The sequence below is a fragment of the Mitsuokella multacida DSM 20544 genome, assembly GCF_000155955.1.
Lineage (GTDB): Bacteria > Bacillota > Negativicutes > Selenomonadales > Selenomonadaceae > Mitsuokella > Mitsuokella multacida.
This window is the reverse complement of sequence record NZ_GG697143.2, coordinates 88,162-105,169: the sequence shown is the minus strand read 5'-3', so window position 1 is coordinate 105,169 and position 17,008 is coordinate 88,162. Positions and strand designations below refer to the sequence as shown.

Annotated in this window: 14 protein-coding genes; 2 read left to right on the top strand and 12 right to left on the bottom strand. The window is 60.0% G+C overall.

Annotation, left to right across the window (positions count from 1 at the left end; genetic code table 11):
- Nucleotides 1-244: 244 nt before the first annotated feature.
- The 5 genes from MITSMUL_RS11125 to MITSMUL_RS12230 all read right to left on the bottom strand — a co-directional run bounded on the left by MITSMUL_RS11125 (nucleotide 245) and on the right by MITSMUL_RS12230 (nucleotide 5,470).
- Nucleotides 245-1,123, bottom strand: coding sequence for a LysR family transcriptional regulator (locus MITSMUL_RS11125; RefSeq protein ID WP_040636454.1), 879 nt, complete (start codon nucleotides 1,121-1,123; stop codon nucleotides 245-247).
- Between the two features lie 245 nt (nucleotides 1,124-1,368).
- On the bottom strand, nucleotides 1,369-3,126 hold the full coding sequence (locus MITSMUL_RS11120; RefSeq protein WP_071599958.1) for a subtype B tannase: 1,758 nt from the start codon (nucleotides 3,124-3,126) through the stop codon (nucleotides 1,369-1,371).
- Between the two features lie 192 nt (nucleotides 3,127-3,318).
- A complete protein-coding gene (locus tag MITSMUL_RS11115; RefSeq protein ID WP_005842762.1) occupies nucleotides 3,319-3,618 on the bottom strand; it encodes a CbtA family protein in 300 nt (99 codons plus the stop codon).
- A gap of 117 nt (nucleotides 3,619-3,735) precedes the next feature.
- Entirely contained in the window at nucleotides 3,736-4,596 is an 861-nt protein-coding gene (locus MITSMUL_RS11110) for a LysR family transcriptional regulator (protein WP_040636420.1), read from the bottom strand.
- Nucleotide 4,597: 1 nt separating this feature from the next.
- On the bottom strand, nucleotides 4,598-5,470 hold the full coding sequence (locus MITSMUL_RS12230) for a MerR family transcriptional regulator (protein WP_005842758.1): 873 nt from the start codon (nucleotides 5,468-5,470) through the stop codon (nucleotides 4,598-4,600).
- An 81-nt stretch (nucleotides 5,471-5,551) separates the two neighbouring features.
- Here MITSMUL_RS12230 and MITSMUL_RS11100 point away from each other — a divergent pair, with 81 nt between their 5' ends.
- A complete protein-coding gene (locus MITSMUL_RS11100; protein WP_147652954.1) occupies nucleotides 5,552-6,949 on the top strand; it encodes an MATE family efflux transporter in 1,398 nt (465 codons plus the stop codon).
- Between the two features lie 94 nt (nucleotides 6,950-7,043).
- Here MITSMUL_RS11100 and MITSMUL_RS11095 read toward each other — a convergent pair whose 3' ends face one another.
- The 7 genes from MITSMUL_RS11095 to MITSMUL_RS11065 all read right to left on the bottom strand — a co-directional run bounded on the left by MITSMUL_RS11095 (nucleotide 7,044) and on the right by MITSMUL_RS11065 (nucleotide 15,974).
- Complete coding sequence (locus MITSMUL_RS11095) at nucleotides 7,044-9,380, bottom strand: FAD-dependent oxidoreductase (protein ID WP_005842754.1); 2,337 nt, start codon at nucleotides 9,378-9,380, stop codon at nucleotides 7,044-7,046.
- An 18-nt stretch (nucleotides 9,381-9,398) separates the two neighbouring features.
- Nucleotides 9,399-11,030 carry a glutamate synthase-related protein gene (locus MITSMUL_RS11090; RefSeq protein WP_005842752.1) on the bottom strand — a complete coding sequence of 544 codons (1,632 nt, stop codon included), beginning with the start codon at nucleotides 11,028-11,030 and terminating at the stop codon, nucleotides 9,399-9,401.
- Nucleotides 11,018-12,124: a class II glutamine amidotransferase domain-containing protein gene (locus tag MITSMUL_RS11085; protein ID WP_005842750.1), complete on the bottom strand. Its 1,107-nt coding sequence runs from the start codon at nucleotides 12,122-12,124 to the stop codon at nucleotides 11,018-11,020. Before MITSMUL_RS11085 ends, MITSMUL_RS11090 begins: the two co-directional genes overlap by 13 nt.
- A gap of 269 nt (nucleotides 12,125-12,393) precedes the next feature.
- Nucleotides 12,394-13,521: a M23 family metallopeptidase gene (locus tag MITSMUL_RS11080; RefSeq protein ID WP_005842747.1), complete on the bottom strand. Its 1,128-nt coding sequence runs from the start codon at nucleotides 13,519-13,521 to the stop codon at nucleotides 12,394-12,396.
- Nucleotides 13,522-13,683: 162 nt separating this feature from the next.
- Nucleotides 13,684-14,199, bottom strand: coding sequence for a DUF4446 family protein (locus MITSMUL_RS11075; RefSeq protein WP_005842745.1), 516 nt, complete (start codon nucleotides 14,197-14,199; stop codon nucleotides 13,684-13,686).
- Nucleotides 14,200-14,272: 73 nt separating this feature from the next.
- A complete protein-coding gene (locus MITSMUL_RS11070; RefSeq protein ID WP_005842743.1) occupies nucleotides 14,273-15,217 on the bottom strand; it encodes a ParB/RepB/Spo0J family partition protein in 945 nt (314 codons plus the stop codon).
- Nucleotides 15,207-15,974, bottom strand: coding sequence for a ParA family protein (locus MITSMUL_RS11065; protein ID WP_040636419.1), 768 nt, complete (start codon nucleotides 15,972-15,974; stop codon nucleotides 15,207-15,209). The genes MITSMUL_RS11070 and MITSMUL_RS11065 overlap by 11 nt, the downstream gene beginning before the upstream one ends.
- Nucleotides 15,975-16,228: 254 nt before the next feature.
- Between MITSMUL_RS11065 and MITSMUL_RS11060 the strand changes: the two genes are divergently transcribed.
- Nucleotides 16,229-16,912: a vitamin B12 dependent-methionine synthase activation domain-containing protein gene (locus tag MITSMUL_RS11060; RefSeq protein WP_005842740.1), complete on the top strand. Its 684-nt coding sequence runs from the start codon at nucleotides 16,229-16,231 to the stop codon at nucleotides 16,910-16,912.
- Nucleotides 16,913-17,008 lie beyond the last annotated feature (96 nt).

Here is a 17,008-nt window from a genome sequence, read left to right as displayed (position 1 = left end):
GGTACTCCGCTGTGAAATCAGTTAGCACCGCCTTAATTTCATCACTACTTCCTACTATACCGTAAAATCGATTCTAGAACAAGTCTTTACGGCGAAATATTATCCGTTACAGAACAATCCGCATTACCTCCTGTTCCATTATGAAAAGAAAGGTAATTTTCGGCAAATAAAGAAGTCCCCTCCATTGATGGAAGGGACTTCTTTATTTCGTATATTATTGAATCTTATGCATATTTATATATCTCTACATATCCTTCGTGATCTGCTGCAGGTAGTCGATAAGCTGCTGCTCGTCCTCGTAGACCTGGCGTCCTTTCTTGGTGACGATACCAGAGTTGATGTAGAAGGGCTCTTCGAGGGCAACGGCGACGAGATTCTCGTCGGGCAGCACGGCCTGGCGGGCGAGGAAGGTTGAGCAAATGCCGCTCTCGACGAGGTTCTTGATGGTGTGCAGGTACGGTGAGAAGTGGATGACGCGCGGCTTGCAGCTGTGCGCAGTATAGAGGTCATGGACCATGCGATAGATGAAGAAGTGGCTGTCGAGCATGACGAGCTCCTCGTCGGCAAAGTCGGCGAACGAGACAGATTTGCGCTTGGCCAGCGGATGGAAGGGATAGGTGACGAAGCAGCACTCGCAGTCATAGAGTTTCTGGTAGCAGAGCTTCTGGCTGAAGCCGGTCGCGTAGTTCGTCAGGGCGATGTCGAGCTTCTCATCCTCGACCATCTGCAGGGCGCTGATGCCGCCCGTCTCGATGATCTCGAGCTTGATCTGCGGATGGGCAAGCCGGAACTCTCCGAGGATGCGCGGCAGGAAGCGCGTGCCGATCTGCAGCGGCAGGGCCATGCGGATGTGATTGCGATTGTGCGCCATGTCCTGGATTTCTGTCTCAAGCTGGTCCATCTGGGGCAAAATGTGGTTGACCTTGCCAAGTAACTTACTGCCCTCCGGCGTCACGACGAGTTTTCGGCCCTCGCGATGGAACAGGTTCAGTCCGGTTTCTGCCTCGAGCGTCTGCATCGCCACGCTGATCGTCGGCTGCGAGACGTGGAGGTGTTCTGCCGCTTTCGTGATATTTTGCCACTGGCATACTTCATAGAAGTAACGCATCTGCGTCAATGTCATCATCGTAAGAATCACCTTTCTTATCTTTTATCCTGTATTTCCTATATAGCTTGTATCTTATTGTCCATACGCAATCCTGTATCGATACGTATCTCTATTATAGCATAAGGCTATATCCCATTGCTGTAAGAAACGACACCCATTTCATTCAACTTTACTGCTATTTTCTAATAATCAAAAAGGGCATCCTGCCAGTCGGAAGGATGCCCAGAGAGCAGGCGCAGGAGCGTCGCTCACACACTTCTTTATTTTTTCGTTGATGCCTTGCAGAGACCGTCGGCCCAGTCAAAGAGCTCGGTGAGGTCATAATCGCCGGCATGTCCTTTGCCCCACGGCGAGGAGAAGTCGACATCGTAGCCGTTATTCTGCAGCGTCAGGGCCAGGATGGCGGGGATGGCCAGGCACGTGTCGCGGTCCTTGGCACCATGGCGGATGCGCCAGTGCGGGGCAACGGTGACGCCCTTCTGGCCGATGAAGTAGAGCGGATTCATGCGGCGGATGTCGTCCCAGGTCGCCATGGTCGCACCCATTTTCTTATCGCGCGTCAGGGCGAAGCCAGTGAAGTGGCGCGGCGTGTTGTCCGACGTGCCGAACTCGTCGTTCTCACCGGAACTCAGGTCGAACTTATCGAAGGCCGGCGCTGCCTTGAGGCGCGTCGCCCAGGCCGCGTACTTCGCGAGGTCTACATCCTTGACGAGACCGTTCTCGATGGTCAGCCAGTCGAGGCTCGAGAGGTCTTCGCCCGCATCGAGAGCCGACTGCGCCGAGGCAGCGTAGATGGACTTGATGTAATCGGCAAAACTGCCCGTGCCATCCTCATTGAGCATCAGGGTGTGTCCCTGACGGTCCTTGAGCCCCAATCTATTGACGTAATCGGGGAACAGTGCCTTGAGCTGATCCGAGGCCACGCGCTGTTCCTGCGTCATCTCCGTGCCGGCGCTCGTCTCTGTCGGCGCATTCGCGGGGCGATCCGTCACCATGCCGCCATCGCCCTGCACAACGGGCCCCGGGCCGAGCGGCACGAGCTGCCCACCGGCCTTGATGGTGCCCGGCATGGAGCCGGACTTCAGCGGCAGCAGCGGGCTCATCTGGGCACTGCTCTGATGTGCCTCATTGACGCCGTTGAACATCCACTCGTAAGCCATGTCGGCATGGTCGAGGTTCGTGATTGGGCAGTAGTCCATCGAGGCGAAGATGTCGTCGCGCTCATTGGCCGCGCCGATGGCCTTGAGTTCTGCGGCGTACTCCTTGCTGTTGCCCGTCGCGCCGAGCAATGCGGAGAGTGCGCCGCCCGCGCTCGTGCCATTCGAGATGATCTTGTCCGTATTGCCGGCCGGCAGGCGGTGACGGTTGTAGCGCAGGTAGCGCACGGCCGCCTTGTAGTCGACGATGAGCGCCGGCGCCTTGCCGACGTACGTCTTGCCGTCATCGCCGACCGTCGTGCGGCCGCGGATGGCCGGTGCCGCGACGACATAGCCCCTCGAGAGCGCGACGAGCGAGGCATTGGCGCCGCCGCTCATGCGATCGTTGGCACTCGGCTCCTTGATCTCGCCCGGCATGTAGCCGCCGACACCGTTTGGCAGGAAGATTGGCGCAGTCTCTTTCGTGTAGCCATTGACCGTGCCGCCCTTCTGGAAGTACGCCTCAGGGATGAAGATGCTCATGGATTCGGCGGCGACAGAGGCCGGCTTCGAGACGTAAACGACATTGCGGTAGGCGCGGAAGGCCACATCCTTGCCGTCGAGCTGCAGCGTCTCCTTCGTGTAGTTCTTCGCGTTGAACTTCAGGCTGTACTTCACCTGCTTCGCCTTCGCCTCAGCTTCATCGCTCTTGGCAGCAGTATCGGCTTTGACTGCCGTCGCACTGCTGACAGCAGCCGCTGTTTTGGCCGTTGCGGCCTGTGCAGATGCATCGGCAGCAGCGGCCTGCGATACGCCAGGTGCCCACGGCATCGTCAGGGCGCTGACGGCCAGTGCCGTCAGAACATATTGCTTCAAGTTCATGGATATTCCCATCCTTTCACAGCGATCACGATGATCATGACAAAAAGAAAACCGCTTTTCTTTGCAGAACAGCGGTCTTTAATTCTCGTATTCAATGGTAATAATTTCGCCAAAACGAGGGCGTTTTCCTTCTCCCAGACGCCTCGGAAGCAAATTTATTTCCGGGCCCTGCTGGAGCTGGGTGCTCGGGCATCAGGTATTCTTGGCAATGACAGCGCCGACGACGGCACCGAGGATGGCGGCCGTCGTGACCTCACCCGTCGAGTGACCCTTCGAGGACTTCTCTGTGCGACGGTGCTCGCGTTCCCAGCGCTCATGCGCTTCATGGCGTTGTTTCTCGACCTGACGGTCATGGTGCGAATGCCAATTCGAATCCTCGTAGTGATGCGCAGCTGCTTCTGCAGGGACAGCCAGCGTCGTGCTCAGCACGCCAAAGCTCATGATGCCTGCCAGGACGGCAGCCATGCTTTTCTTCCAGTTCAACTTCATCATGATAATCTCCTCTTTTCTATATGGAGTCTGTCTTCCTTTTGATGATGACAGTATAGCCGCGTGATTTTGCAGTCCGCTTAGATAGCCGTTGGATTTCCGTTAAATTAATTGACTGAGTCAAAAATATTCCAGGAAGTGCTCGGCAAGCGAGGAAATGTAGGCTTCGCGCGGCCAGATGGCGGCGAGCCGCGTGCGCAGAGAGGGCTCCGCGATGTTCTTGACGTGCAGGTGGTTGTGGGCGGCGAGGTCGACAGCGGCGGCCGGTGCGATGGCCACGCCGAGGCCCGCATTGGCCCAGAGGATTGTCGTGCGCGCATCGTCGTTGAGGCAGGCGACGTCCGGCGTAAACCCATGCGCAGCGAAGGTATCGAGCAGGAGCTGCTCGAAGCGGCGGTAGAGAATCAGCGGCCTGTCTGCGAGCTCTTCCACCGCGATTTCCTGCTGCTGCGTTGCCCAGTCAAGCTCTGGCGTCATCGCGGCGATCATCGGCTCCGGCTGGCGGTACTTGCAGTTGAAGCGCGAGGCGTTGAACGGCGTGCGGACGATGGCAATCTCGATGAGCCGCTTCTCCAGCATGTCGATGAGCTGGTACGTATTGCCGTCGTGGATCTCAAAGTGGACGCGCGGGAACTTCGCGCGGAAGGCCTGCATGCCCTCGTGCATCAGCAGGTTGCCGGACGAGGAGACCGTGCCGATGGCGAGCGTGCCGCAGAGCCCCTGCTTGAGGTCTTGGAGCTCTCGCTTCGTCATGGCCGCCATGTCTAAGAGCTGGGCCGCGCGGGCGGCGAGCAGCTCGCCGGCCTCGGTCAGCTCGATGTGGTGCGGCCCACGCCGGAAGAGCTGGAGCCCGATCTCGTCCTCGAGCATCTTCATCTGGTTGCTCAGTGGCGGCTGGGCCATGTGCAGCCGCCTCGCGGCCGCTGTGATCTGCCGCTCCTCCACGATCGCCATGAAATAGCGCAATTGCTTTAAATCCATTTCATCTATCTCCTCTCTTGTCATCGCTCTGCTGCAGCAGGACGGCGACGCGCGTGATGTACTCCTGCGGATTGGCGGTACTGAGGTCCTCCAAGATGCTCTCTTCATAGGAGTAGTCTCCCGGCCGCCACTCGGGATGCGCCTGCAGCCAGCGGCGCAGGCGCGCGTAGGCTGGCCCCGTCTTCATGTAGTCGCCCTTGAAGTAGGTCACGAGGTAGCGGCCCGCCGGACGGACGGCGCAGAGGTCCTCTGGCACATGATCAATGCTCTTTGTCGTGACGGTGAAGAAGCGCGCAAAGAGCCCCGTCTCGCCATCCGGGCCGAGGCAGTCTTCCGTCCTCACCATCGCACCGAAGACCTGCCCCGTCGTCAGTTCGTGCTCCATCATGTAGCGCATGTGCTCCATGATGACGCGCTCCACGCCCGTCTCATCGCCGGCCTGCAGCAGTGCGCGCACAGGGCGCGAGTAGATGAGGTTGGCTGCCGGCCATTCCTCGATTTCCACATCATCGCAGTGGACGCGGTGTGCGACGGCGAGCACATCCCTCTGGTTCCGCACGATCTCCTTCATGTACTGGAGGCGGCGCAGCTCGCCGTCAAGCCACGCCTCCTGCTCTTTGAGCAGCGTCTCAAGGCGTGCGGGGCTGCGGTGGCTCATGTAGTCCTGTATCTCTGCGAGGTCGAGTCCCATCTGCCGCAGCAGCCGGATCATGATGAAGGGATAGAGCTGCCGCACGGCATAGCAGCGGTAGCCGTTCGCATCGACGTGGTCGGGCGAGAAGATGCCCTGCTCGTCGTAGTAGTGGAGCGTGCGCTTGTTGACGCCGCAGAGCTTGGCGAATTCGCCCGTATGAAGCATCGGTTTTGGTTCCATATGACGTTCTCCCTTGACTTTACAGTTACTGTATACCCTACCATGAGTATAGGACAGTTTTCTGAAAGGATCTTGATAGATATGCAACGCACAACGACAAAACACTCACCGCTCGCCCGCCGTTTCCGGCTCGGCAGCCTGCTGCGCTTTGCCGCGCCGTCCATCGGCATGATGATCATCATCTCGCTCTACACGGTGACGGACGGCATCTTCATCGGGCGCTATGCCGGCAGCGACGCGCTGGCCGCTTCCAATATCGTCTACCCCGCCATCAACGTCGTCTTCGGCCTCGCCATCATGCTGGCCTCGGGCGGCTCGGCACTCGTCGCCAAGAATCTTGGCGAGAACAAGCCGCAGCTCGCGCGCCAGCACTTTACGATGATCACCGTGACGACAGCCGTGCTCGCCACGGTCCTGGCCACGCTGACGATTGCCGCCGGCGACAGCCTGCTCACCTTGCTCGGCGCCTCGCCAGAGCTCATGGCAGACTGCCGCAGCTACCTCTACTCGCTGCTGCCGTTCTTCCCATTCGCCGCGCTCATGATTCTCTTCAACGCCTTCTTCATCGCGGACGGCCGGCCAATGCAGGGCTTCATCGTCTCCGTGCTGGCCGGTCTGACAAACGCGAGCCTCGACTACCTGTTCCTCGCGCATCTCGGCCTCGGCATCTTCGGCGCGGGCCTCGCAACGGGCATTGCCGACCTGATTGCCGGCGTCATTGGCCTCGTCTACTTCTATCGCTTCAGCCATCTGATCCGCTTCGCGAAGCCCCGCCTCGAGTGGCGCGCGCTCGGCCAGGCCTTCTACAACGGCAGCTCAGAGCTCGTCACGCAGCTCTCGGTCGGCATCACGACCTTCCTGTTCAACATCCTGACCTTCCGCTATGCCGGCGCCGACGGCGTTGCGGCCATCTCCGTCATCCTCTATGCGGAGATGCTGCTGACGGCCGTCTACATGGGCTTCACGAACGGCGTCGCCCCGATCTTCTCCTACCGCTTCGGCGCACGGGACTTCGGGGAGCTGCGCCGCCTCGTCCGCCTGAGCCTGACGGTCATCGCAGGCGGTGCGCTGATCTCCTTCAGCCTCTCGCATCTGCTCGCTGAGCCACTTGTCTCGCTGTTCCTGCCACAGGGCGGCCACGTCTACGAGCTCACGCGCCAGGGCTTCGCGCTCTTTTCCTTCACGTTCCTGCTCTGCGGGTTCAACCTCTTCATCTCCGGCTTCTTCACGGCCATCTCCGATGGCCGCACGTCCGCGCTGATGTCGTTTGCCCGCAACCTGCTCGGCATCGTCTTCTTCCTCTTGACCCTGCCCCGGATGCTCGGGCTCTCGGGCGTCTGGCTCGCGGTGCCGGCCGCTGACGTCACAGCCCTTCTCTTCGGCCTCTTCCTGCTCGTCAGCCGGATGCGCGAGTTCAAGAACATGGATGCTGCACAGAAGGGAATCCGCCTGACCGATATCAATGGCAGGAATGCCTGATGGCCGCCCCTAAATGTTTCACGTGAAACAAAATCAGCCTTTCCACGTCGCAGTGGAAAGGCTGATTTTTATTGCTTTGTGCTCCGATAGATCCTCAGGCTTTGGCACCCGTAGAGTACATCGGAATCTTCTCTGGGTTGTCCTGGATCGTCCAGACGCCGCACGGGCAGACGCCGGCGCAGATGCCGCAGCCGATGCAGCGGTTCGGGTCACTCGTGTACTCGATCGTGCCGTCCTCGTGCTCGATGCGGTTGATGGCCTTCTCCGGGCAGGATTCAAGGCACATCTTGCAGTCGCGGCAGGTGCCGCAGCTCACGCAGCGCTTGTAGTCGCTGACCGGGTCGCCGAGCTCGCAGTGGTGGCACTTCTCGAAGTAGGCCTTCGAGAGACGGTCGGCCGGGACCTGCTTCTTCTCGGGGAAAGCCTTGTACTCTTTGCCCATGACGTACTGGTCGACGTACCAGGCTGCCTTTCGGCCGCTGCCGATGGCATCCGTCAGGCGGCCCGGTTTGATCGTGTCGCCGGCCGTGAAGACGCCGTCCATGATGGAGAGGTCTTTCTTCGGCACGAGCCAGCTCTTGCGGAAGTACTCGATGCCCTCATCCTCCGGCAGGAAGTCGAGGACTGGCGCCTCGCCGATGGAGACGATAACCTGGTCGGCTTCGATGAAGCGGCCGTCATTGCCGTAGACACCTTCCGGCGTGATCTTGCTCGTGAAGAACGGCCAGACGATCTTGCCGCCGAGGCCCTCGAAGTAGGCGATTTCCTTCTGGAAAGCAGCCGGCTTCTGGACATCGACAGCGATGACCGACTCCGCGCCCATCTCGTAGGCGCCGCGGCACGTGTCCATGCCGGAGTTGCCGGCGCCGATGACGACGACTTTCTTGCCCGTCTTCGGATGCTCGCCGCGGTTGATGGCCTTGAGGTACTCGAGGCCCATCGTCAGGCGCTCGACACCCTCCCACGGGAAGTAGCGGGACTTGGTGCCGCCCGTCGCGACGACGACGGCGTCGCTCGCTTCGCGGATCTTGTCGAACTTCTCGCGGTCGACCTTGCATCCCTCGACGAACTTGACGCCGACGCTCTCGATGCGCTTGAGCTCCGACTCGAGCAGCTCGTGCGAGAGACGTCCGCGCGGGATGACCTGCTCGAGCTTGCCGCCGATGTGGTCGGCATCGTCGTAGACCGTGACATCATGGCCCTTGCGGGCGAGCTGCCAGGCCGTCGAGAGACCGGCGACGCCGCCGCCGATGATGCCGATCTTCTTGCCCGTCTTCGCCTTCGGCGGCTCGACCTTCGCAAAGGCGGAGCTGTAGCCGAGGTCGCCGATCTGGATTGGCTCATCGATCGTGCCGCGCGTGCAGGCATCCATGCAGGGGTTCGGGCAGACAGAGCCGCAGACGCAGCCCGGGAACGGCGTGTAGTCGAGCTCGAGCTGGATGGCCTTGTCGAGCTCGCCGTTGCGGATGTACTTGTAGCGCAGCTGCGTCGGGATGCCCGTCGGACAGTTGAATTCGCACGGTGCTGCGTACTTCGCATTGTCCCAGCTCGGCACGCGCAGGCGGTAGAGGCCGTGCGTGATCGTATTGTGGACCGCGAAGTCATCGTGTGCGACATCCGAGAAGATGCCGCCCTTGACCCACTCGTGCAGGCGGAAGGAATGGAGGTCCGGCGCTGGTTTCGGCTTGCGCTCCGCAGCCGTCAGCGGGCGCAGCTTGTGCCACTCGCTCCAGTTGGTGAGCTCTGCCTTGAGCTCCGGGCGCTCGATGTGCGCGAGGAAGTCATCCATGCCCCCCGCGAGGAAGGCGATGTCATCCTCGTCGAGCGCGGAGCAGATGATGTCAGCCGGATGCGTGCCGATCGGGCCGCGCACATAGACCGTGCCGCCGACCATACCGACACAGGCGCGCTCGCCGAGGACCGAGTCGAACTCCGCGCTGTCGTAGCCGCAGACGACGGCCTTGCCGCCGCCCATGAACTCGAACGAGAACGAGCCGACATTCTTGAGGATCCAGAGCTCCGGCTCCTCATAGAGCGGGTCGTGCTTCATCAGCGAGCCCGTGCGCGTGCCGCCGCGGCCGCCGATGAAGATCTTGCCGCCCGACGAGCAGTGGCCCGCCGTATCGCCGGCATCGCACTTGACCGTGATGATGCCGCCGGCATTGAGCCAGCCGACGTCAGCCGACGTCGACTCCTCGATGACAATCTCCGTGCCCGGCAGGCACATCGAACCCGTGCGCTGACCGGCGTTCCAGACGTGGAAGTGCAGCTTCTTGCCTTCCGGATGCCAGAGCGGACCGCCGATGTCGTGCTGACCGGATGCCTTGATCTCAAAATCCGTCTCGCCCTGCTTGACGGCTTCGCCGATGGCCAGGAGCAGGTCCTGGGTGGACATGCGTTCATGCCCTTTCATGGTATCTATCTTAAACATTAAGCTCTCCTCCTGCTATCAGCAAACGTACTGGATGCCAAGCTTGTCGGCCACGGCCTTGTCCGTGGAGACGAGCGCGTCGCTGCGGCCAATCGGCAGCGAGCTGTTGCCGATCGGCGCCATGAGCTTCTTGAGCTCGGCGTCGAAGGCCAGCACGTAGTCGACGATCTTCTGCGCGCCGCGGTCGATGTCGAGACGCTTGACGAGGCGCGGGTCCTGCGAGCAGATGCCCATCGGGCACTTGCCCGTGTTGCAGGAATTGCAGCGGCCCTGCTCGTTGCCGATGCAACCGAGGAGCTGGATGAGGATCTTGCCGACGAAAACGCCGTTGGCGCCGAGGCACATTATCTTGAAGGCGTCGGCTGCGGCGTTGCCCGTCATGCCGATGCCGCCGCCGCCGTAAAGCGGGATCTGGCCCTGCAGGCCCTGCTTGACGGCTGCGAGGTAGCAGTCGCGGATCTTCGAGACGACCGGATGGCCCGTGTGGTCGAGCGAGACCTCATTGGCCGCGCCCGTGCCGCCCTGGATGCCGTCGATGAAGAAGCCGCCGCAGATCTTGTACGGGTCGCGCAGCAGATTGTTGTAGACGGATACCGACGTGGCCGAGGCCGCGCACTTGATGGCGACCGGCACGCGGAAGCCGAAAGCCGCGTTCATCGAGAGATGCATCTTCTGGACGGATTCCTCGATGGAGTACAGGCCCTGATGGTTCGGCGGCGAGGCGAGCGTCGCCTTCGGTACGCCGCGGATGGCCTGGACATGCTCTGCGACCTTTGCCTCCGGCAGCAGGCCGCCGTCGCCCGGCTTTGCGCCCTGGCCGATCTTGATGAGGATACCCGCAGGGTCCGTCTTCATGTGCGGCATGGCCTTGATGATGCGGTTCCAGCCGAAGTGGCCGGATGCGATCTGGATGATGAAGTACTTGAGATAGTCCGATTCGAGGAGCTTTACCGGCATGCCGCCCTCACCAGAGCTCATGCGGACCGGCAAGCCACACTTCTCGTTGAGGTAGCCGACAGCGAGTGCGACAGCTTCCCAGGCGCGCGTCGACAGCGCACCGATGGACATATCGGAGAAGATCAGCGGGTAGATCCAGTGTACCGGCGGCGTGTGCTTCGTCTCGACGAGCTTGCCGTCCTTGATGGCAAATGGCAGCTCCTTGGCCGAGAGCACGCGGCCGAACGGCGAGCGGATGTCGAAGGTGTGGCGCGCGGCATCGAGCGACGGGTCCGTCATCTGCGAGATGCGGCCGACGACGATCGAGTCGAGCGTGCGCTGTGCGTTGAGGTTCGTGCGGCCGCCGCGCTTTATCGGGCCGTGGTCCTTCGAGAGCAGGGTCTTGCGCGTATCCGGGTTGCGGACCGGATGAATGGCATCATTCGGGCAGACCTTCTCGCAGATGCCGCAGCCGCGGCAGAAATCCGTGAGGCTCGCGACCTGCTTGATGACCGGGCGCACGCGATGGATCTTCTTCGGCTCCGGTACCGGCTTTTCCGACACCGTCAGGGACTGGCCGCGGACCGCTACCTTGATGGACTTGAAGGAGCAGGATGCCACGCAGCTGCCGCACATCGTGCAGCGGTCGGGATGATATTCGATTATCCAGGGCAGGTCATTGACGCCCACATCTTGAGTCTTTACTGCTTCCATCTCTGTACCTCCAGGTCGTTGTCGATCACAACGATTTCACGTTCATTCGGGTAGATATCCTTCGTCTGGTCACGGTCCGGCATGATCTCATTGAGACCACAAACCTCGGACGAGATGGCCACCATGTCATCCGTGCGTCCGACGACGACCGGGCGCAGCTTCTTGGAATCACAGCAGGTGATCATCTTCTTGTCCGGCAGGACGCCGATGATCGTGTTCGGGCCATTGATCTCGAGGTTTGCGAGGCTCTGGCGGATGGCGATCAGGACATCCTTGTCGGGGCGCTCGGCGATCTCCTCGAACGGCAGCGGCGTGATGACGTGCTTGTAGTACGTTAGTGGCCACTTGAGCTCGTGATGGACGTAGTGGAGCGTGTTGAGGAAGCACTGGGAGTCGGACTCAAAGCCGATGTAGCCGCGGTGCAGGGATTTCTGGAACTCCTTGTTCTTCGTGTAGAAGGTGTTCTCGCCGTTCGCGCAGAGCGTGTAACCCTGCAGGAAGAACGGGTGCGCCGCATAGCGGACGATGTCGTAGTTCGTGTTCTGGCGGCACTGGGCGACGATGGACTTGGCGACGAGGCAGCCATTGTCATCCCAGAGATGGAAGTATGTCGCGATGTCGCGCGGATCGCCGATCTCCTTGAGCGTCAGCACATCCGGCCAGAACGAGTAGACGTAACCGGCATTCTCCTCCTCGAGGATCTTGCGCAGGGCCAGGCGCGTGTCGAGCAGCAGGTCTTCCTTCTGCTCCTTCGTCATGTGCTCTGCATCTTCCGGATAATCGTAGTTGCGGAAGATGTAGTACGGCATCGCCTGGATGTCAAGGCCCGGTTGCTTGTCCGGGACCGGGATCCACTCGGCCAGCTGCACGAAGTTGTGCGTGTCCATGTACTCCTCGACGAGCTGGGCACCGCGCTGCGTGCAGGCCAGCGACAACAGCGGCTTGTCCTTATAATTGGAAAAGATTCCGTACAGGTCCTGCATGACCATGGCGAAACCTGAGTTATCATGACCTTCCTGCTGTGGAAGCATGAGATGCAGTGCCTTGGAGGGCTGAATGGGTACTTTACTCTTTATGGAACCTATCCGACACATAGCGGTCTCTCCTTCTATCCTTCTAGCTTTCTGTCTTACATAGAATCAATACACAAATGTGTTTGCACAATGCATATGGCGTTACGTAACTTCTATTATAAAAATGTATACTTGACATGTCAACCATAACTTAACATGTATACATGGATACGCCTTATCGAATGATTATTCTCCTTTATTCTGTTTCGGTTTCGTTCAAAACAAAAAGAGACCCCGCATCAACGCGAGAGAACACGTTGATACAGAGTCTCATTCTATTTATTGAAGGATCAGAGGTAGCTGACCGGGTTGACCGCCTGGCCGTTGACGCGGACCTCGTAGTGGACGTGCGGGCCCGTCGAGAAGCCCGTGCTGCCCATGTAAGCGATGATCTGGCCGCGGCGCACGTGCTGGCCGGCGCTGACGACGACCTGCATCGCATGGCCGTAACGCGTCGTGATGCCGTTGCCGTGGTCGATGTCGACCATGTTGCCGTAGCCGCCTGAGTTCCAGCCAGCCGTGGTGACCGTGCCGTCAGCCGTAGCGACGATTGGCGTCCCCATGTCATTGGCGATATCGATGCCCGGGTGGAAGTCCGAGCCATTCCAGCGCAGGCCGTACGGCGAGCTGACCTCACCGCGAGCCGGCCAGCCCGTCGGCGTCGTGACCGACACCGTGCTGCCGACGAGCGAGCCCGGCAGCGAGACCATGCCCGGCGTCCCCATCGACTCCTGCTGTGCCTTGAGCTCTTCCTGCAGGGCGAGCAGCGAGGCGCGACGCTTCTCGATGTCCTTCGCGACATTGTCGAGAGCCTCGCTGACGTTATCGAGGCTCGGCTGCTGTGCGTACGGGCCGCCCTGGCCATCGTGCTGGCCGCTCGTGCCGTCATTCGTCAGGCCGCTGCCATCGCCCGAGCCATCATCCTGTGCGGGGCTCGCGCCCGACATGCGGCGCAGGTCCGACTCGAGCTGCGTGAGCTGGTCGAGCTCATCCTGCAGCGCATTGGCCTTCTTGGAGAGCTGCAGCAGCTGCTCCTGCTGGATGTTGTTGACCTCGCGCAGCTCATGGATCTCTGCGGCACCGTTCTGATTGGCGAACGTGCTGTAGACCGAGTAGCTGAACGCGCCGACGAAGAGCAGCGCACCAGCCGCCACCGAGGCGATGCCGTATTTGAGCACGCGCTCCGACAGGCGGATGCTCTTCGTGTCGCCATCGTCATCGGGGATCAGCTTGATCGTATAGATCGTCTGCTTCTTCTTGGCCTTTTTCTTCTTCGTGTCCTTTACCTTCTCAGCTTCCACCGCAGCCTTGACTGCCTCGTCTGACAGAGGGGCCATCACCGTCGTCTGCTCGGTCACGCCCTCCTGCTCCGCTGCAGTGGCTGCCTTCTGCACTTTCTGTTCTTCGCTCTTAGCCAAAGATGAAACCTCCAAACAAAAAAATAATCCACGGAAATGATACGCTCCCTGGATCAGAACTGCCTTTGAATTACTGGAAAAATTTACTGGAAAAAATGATGCGGTAAATCTTACGCCTATTATAGCATAGGATTTACCGCAATTCAAAGCTTATTTCATGGCTCAGGCTGATGCGCCCTTGCGCATTGCCTCGTCGAGAGCCTGCTGCTCTTCCGGCATCAGCTGGTACGTCGACTGGCCCTTCTCGACCGGCTTGACGTAGCTGCGCGAATCCTCGCGGCCGAAGATGCTCGTGAGGATGACGCCGTCATTGTAGGAGTCGAGGAGTGCAACGGCATAGCTCAGGTCACTGCCCATATCGTCGAACGCGCGGAAGCGCACGACACCGACGCGCGTGATGGCGAGCTGCAGCAGTCCATCGAGGCGCTCGTTCTCGCGCTTTATCGCGGCGTTCTCCTCCGACACCGCCTGGATCTCGTTGAGATGGCCGATGAGCATGCGCTCGAGGTTCGCGCCATCCGCCCCCGTCATCATCTTGCGGTAGCGCTTCTTCATGTAGCTGACCTTCATGTAGAGGTTGATGAGCAGCGCCAGCAGGATGACGGCGATGACGCCGAGACCAGCGAGAATCGGGATGATGTTATTTAGGGCAAATTTCGTGATTTCCTGAATATCCATTGTCTATTGAATGCTCCTTCATAAGATACGGTAAATAGATGACGATGTTTCACGTGAAACAATGCCGTCAAGATCAGACAGAGAAGTGCTCGGGCGGAGTCGGATGTGAGTCCTTCTGCCCCTCGAGAAGCTCGAGCAGGCGCTCGAGGTCGTCTTCGGAGTAGAACTCGATCTCAATGCGGCTCTTTTTCTTGCCGGGGCGGATGCGCACCTTCGTGCCGAGGTACTCGTTGAGCCGGCCCACAGCATCCTGATAGAATGCATCCTGCTGAGCTTCCTGCGTTTCCTGAGCCTCTGCGGACTCGTCTTCCGGCCTGCTCTCCTCTGCATCGAGATAGGCGGGGTCATCGAGCAGTCGGCGCACGAGTTCTTCCGCCTGGCGCGAGGACAGGTGCTCCGCGAGGATGTGCGCCGCTGCCTTGACCTGCAGTGCCTCATCCTTGAGCGCGAGCAGCGGCCGTGCCTGCCCCATGAGCAGTTCACCTGCGACGAGCTTGTCCTGGACAGGCTCTGCGAGCTCCAGGAGGCGCAGCGAGTTGGCGATGTGCGGGCGGCTGCGGCCGACCTTCTTCGCGAGCATCTCCTGCGTCAGCTGGAAGTTCTGCATGAGGAAAGCGTAGGCCTCTGCCTCCTCGATGATATTGAGGTTCTCGCGCTGGATGTTCTCGATCAGGGCGATCTCACTAATCTCTGCATCGTTATATTCTCGCACAAGTGCCGGTACTTTTTCAAGTCCTGCTTTGCGGGCGGCGCGCAGGCGGCGCTCACCCGCGATGAGCTCATAGCCCTTCTCCGGCAGGCGCCGGACGATCAGGGGCTGCAGGATGCCGTACTGGCGGATGGACTCGCTGAGATCCTCGAGCGCCGCCTCGTCGAAATTCTGGCGCGGCTGATAGCGGTTGGCCCGGATCTCATCGGCCGCGATTTCCTGCACCTGGTCTTTGGCCGGCGTGATCTCGCGGTTCTTCAAGAGCGCGCCGAGTCCTTTGCCGAGGCCGCCGTGTCCCTTACTCACCATGCGCCATCACCTCTTCTGCCAGCTTCATGTAGGTGTCCGTTCCCTTGGAACGCTTATCGTAGTAGAGGATGGGCTCGCCGTACGACGGCGCCTCACTGAGGCGGACCGTGCGCGGAATCATCGTCTTGTAAACGAGCTCGCCGAAGTTCTCGCGGACCTCGGCGACGACCTGCTCCGCGAGCCGCGTGCGGCCATCGTACATCGTCATGAGCACGCCCTCAACCTCGAGATGCGGATTGAGATTCGTGCGCACGAGCTCAATCGTGTTCATGAGCTGCGAGACGCCCTCGAGCGCGTAGAACTCGCACTGGATCGGCATGAGCACCGAGTCGGCTGCGGCCAGCGAGTTGAGCGTCAAGAGGCCGAGCGACGGCGGGCAGTCGATGAGGATGTAGTCGTAGTCCTGCTCGACAGGCTCGAGCGCCCGCTTGAGCCGTGTCTCACGCGAGATGGCCGCGACGAGCTCGACCTCGGCACCGGCCAGTTCGATGTTAGCCGGCAGCACGTCGACGCCGAATTCCGTCTTGATGATGGCATCCTGCACCGCCGCACCGTTGATGATGACCTGATAGATCGTCGTCGCGAGCACCGACTTGTCGATGCCATAGCCGCTCGACGCATTGCCCTGCGGGTCACAGTCGACGAGCAGGACCTTCTTCTCCTTTGCCGCCAGACATGCCGCGAGGTTCACCGATGTCGTCGTCTTGCCGACGCCGCCCTTCTGATTGGCTACTGCAATGATCTTTGCCTTTGCCACGAATTTCACCACTTTCTTTGATTTCCCATACCATTCTGTCCTGCAATAGTAAACAAGTGCACAGCTATCCTTGTAAAAGCGTGCTAGAATCAGTATAATTGTTACATTGTAACATTTGTAATGCTTGTGCGGCAGGAGCCTCTGCCATCCGTCACGGCTCCTCCGCGCTGTATACCCTATATCATAATATAGAAATCGCGAAAATGCCATTGTTTCACGTGAAACATTTTAAAAAATTACGGGGAGGAATATCCATGCCTGTCTACAATGCCCCACTGTTGAAGATTGACCCGAAGGAGACGCGCCGCTATGCGGGGCTCATGCGCGCCAAGGATTTCGATGAACGCCTCATCGAGGATGCCTGCCAGGACGCCCGCCTGCTCGCCGAGCCGCGCGGCATCTGGCAGCTCTACGACTACGACTGCGAGAAGCAGATCGTGAAAGCCGACCCGCCCTTCCACATCGAAGGAACGAAGATCGGCAAGCATCTCTCTGGCTGCGACAAGGTCATCCTGCTCGCCGTCACAGTCGGCGATGCCATCGAGGACATGGTCACGAAGCGCTTTGCCGATGGCGAGTACGCGAGCAGCGTCCTGCTCGACGCCGCCGCGACCACGGCCGTCGAGCAGCTGGCCGACGGCATGGAGAAGGCCATCAAGCCGAAGATGGCCGCACAGGGCTATGGCATGCGCTGGCGCTTCAGCCCCGGCTACGGCGACTGGCCGCTCGACCAACAGCCCGAGCTCATCCGCGTGACAAAGTGCGAGACCATCGGCATCTCGCTTTCCGAGTCGAAGATGCTCGTGCCGCGCAAGAGCGTCACGGCTATCATCGGCCTATATAAGGAAGTCAAGGGCTCAGAAGAAGCAGCGCACTCCCCCAACGGCTGTGCCGCCTGCGACAAAGTCGACTGCCCCTCCCGCAAGGCGGTCAAGTGAGCGGGCTATAAAAGCATTGACATAGAATTCATACTGCATTACTATGTCAATAGAATCTTTGAGCAAGAACATCAGGAATCACGTATCAGGAACAAC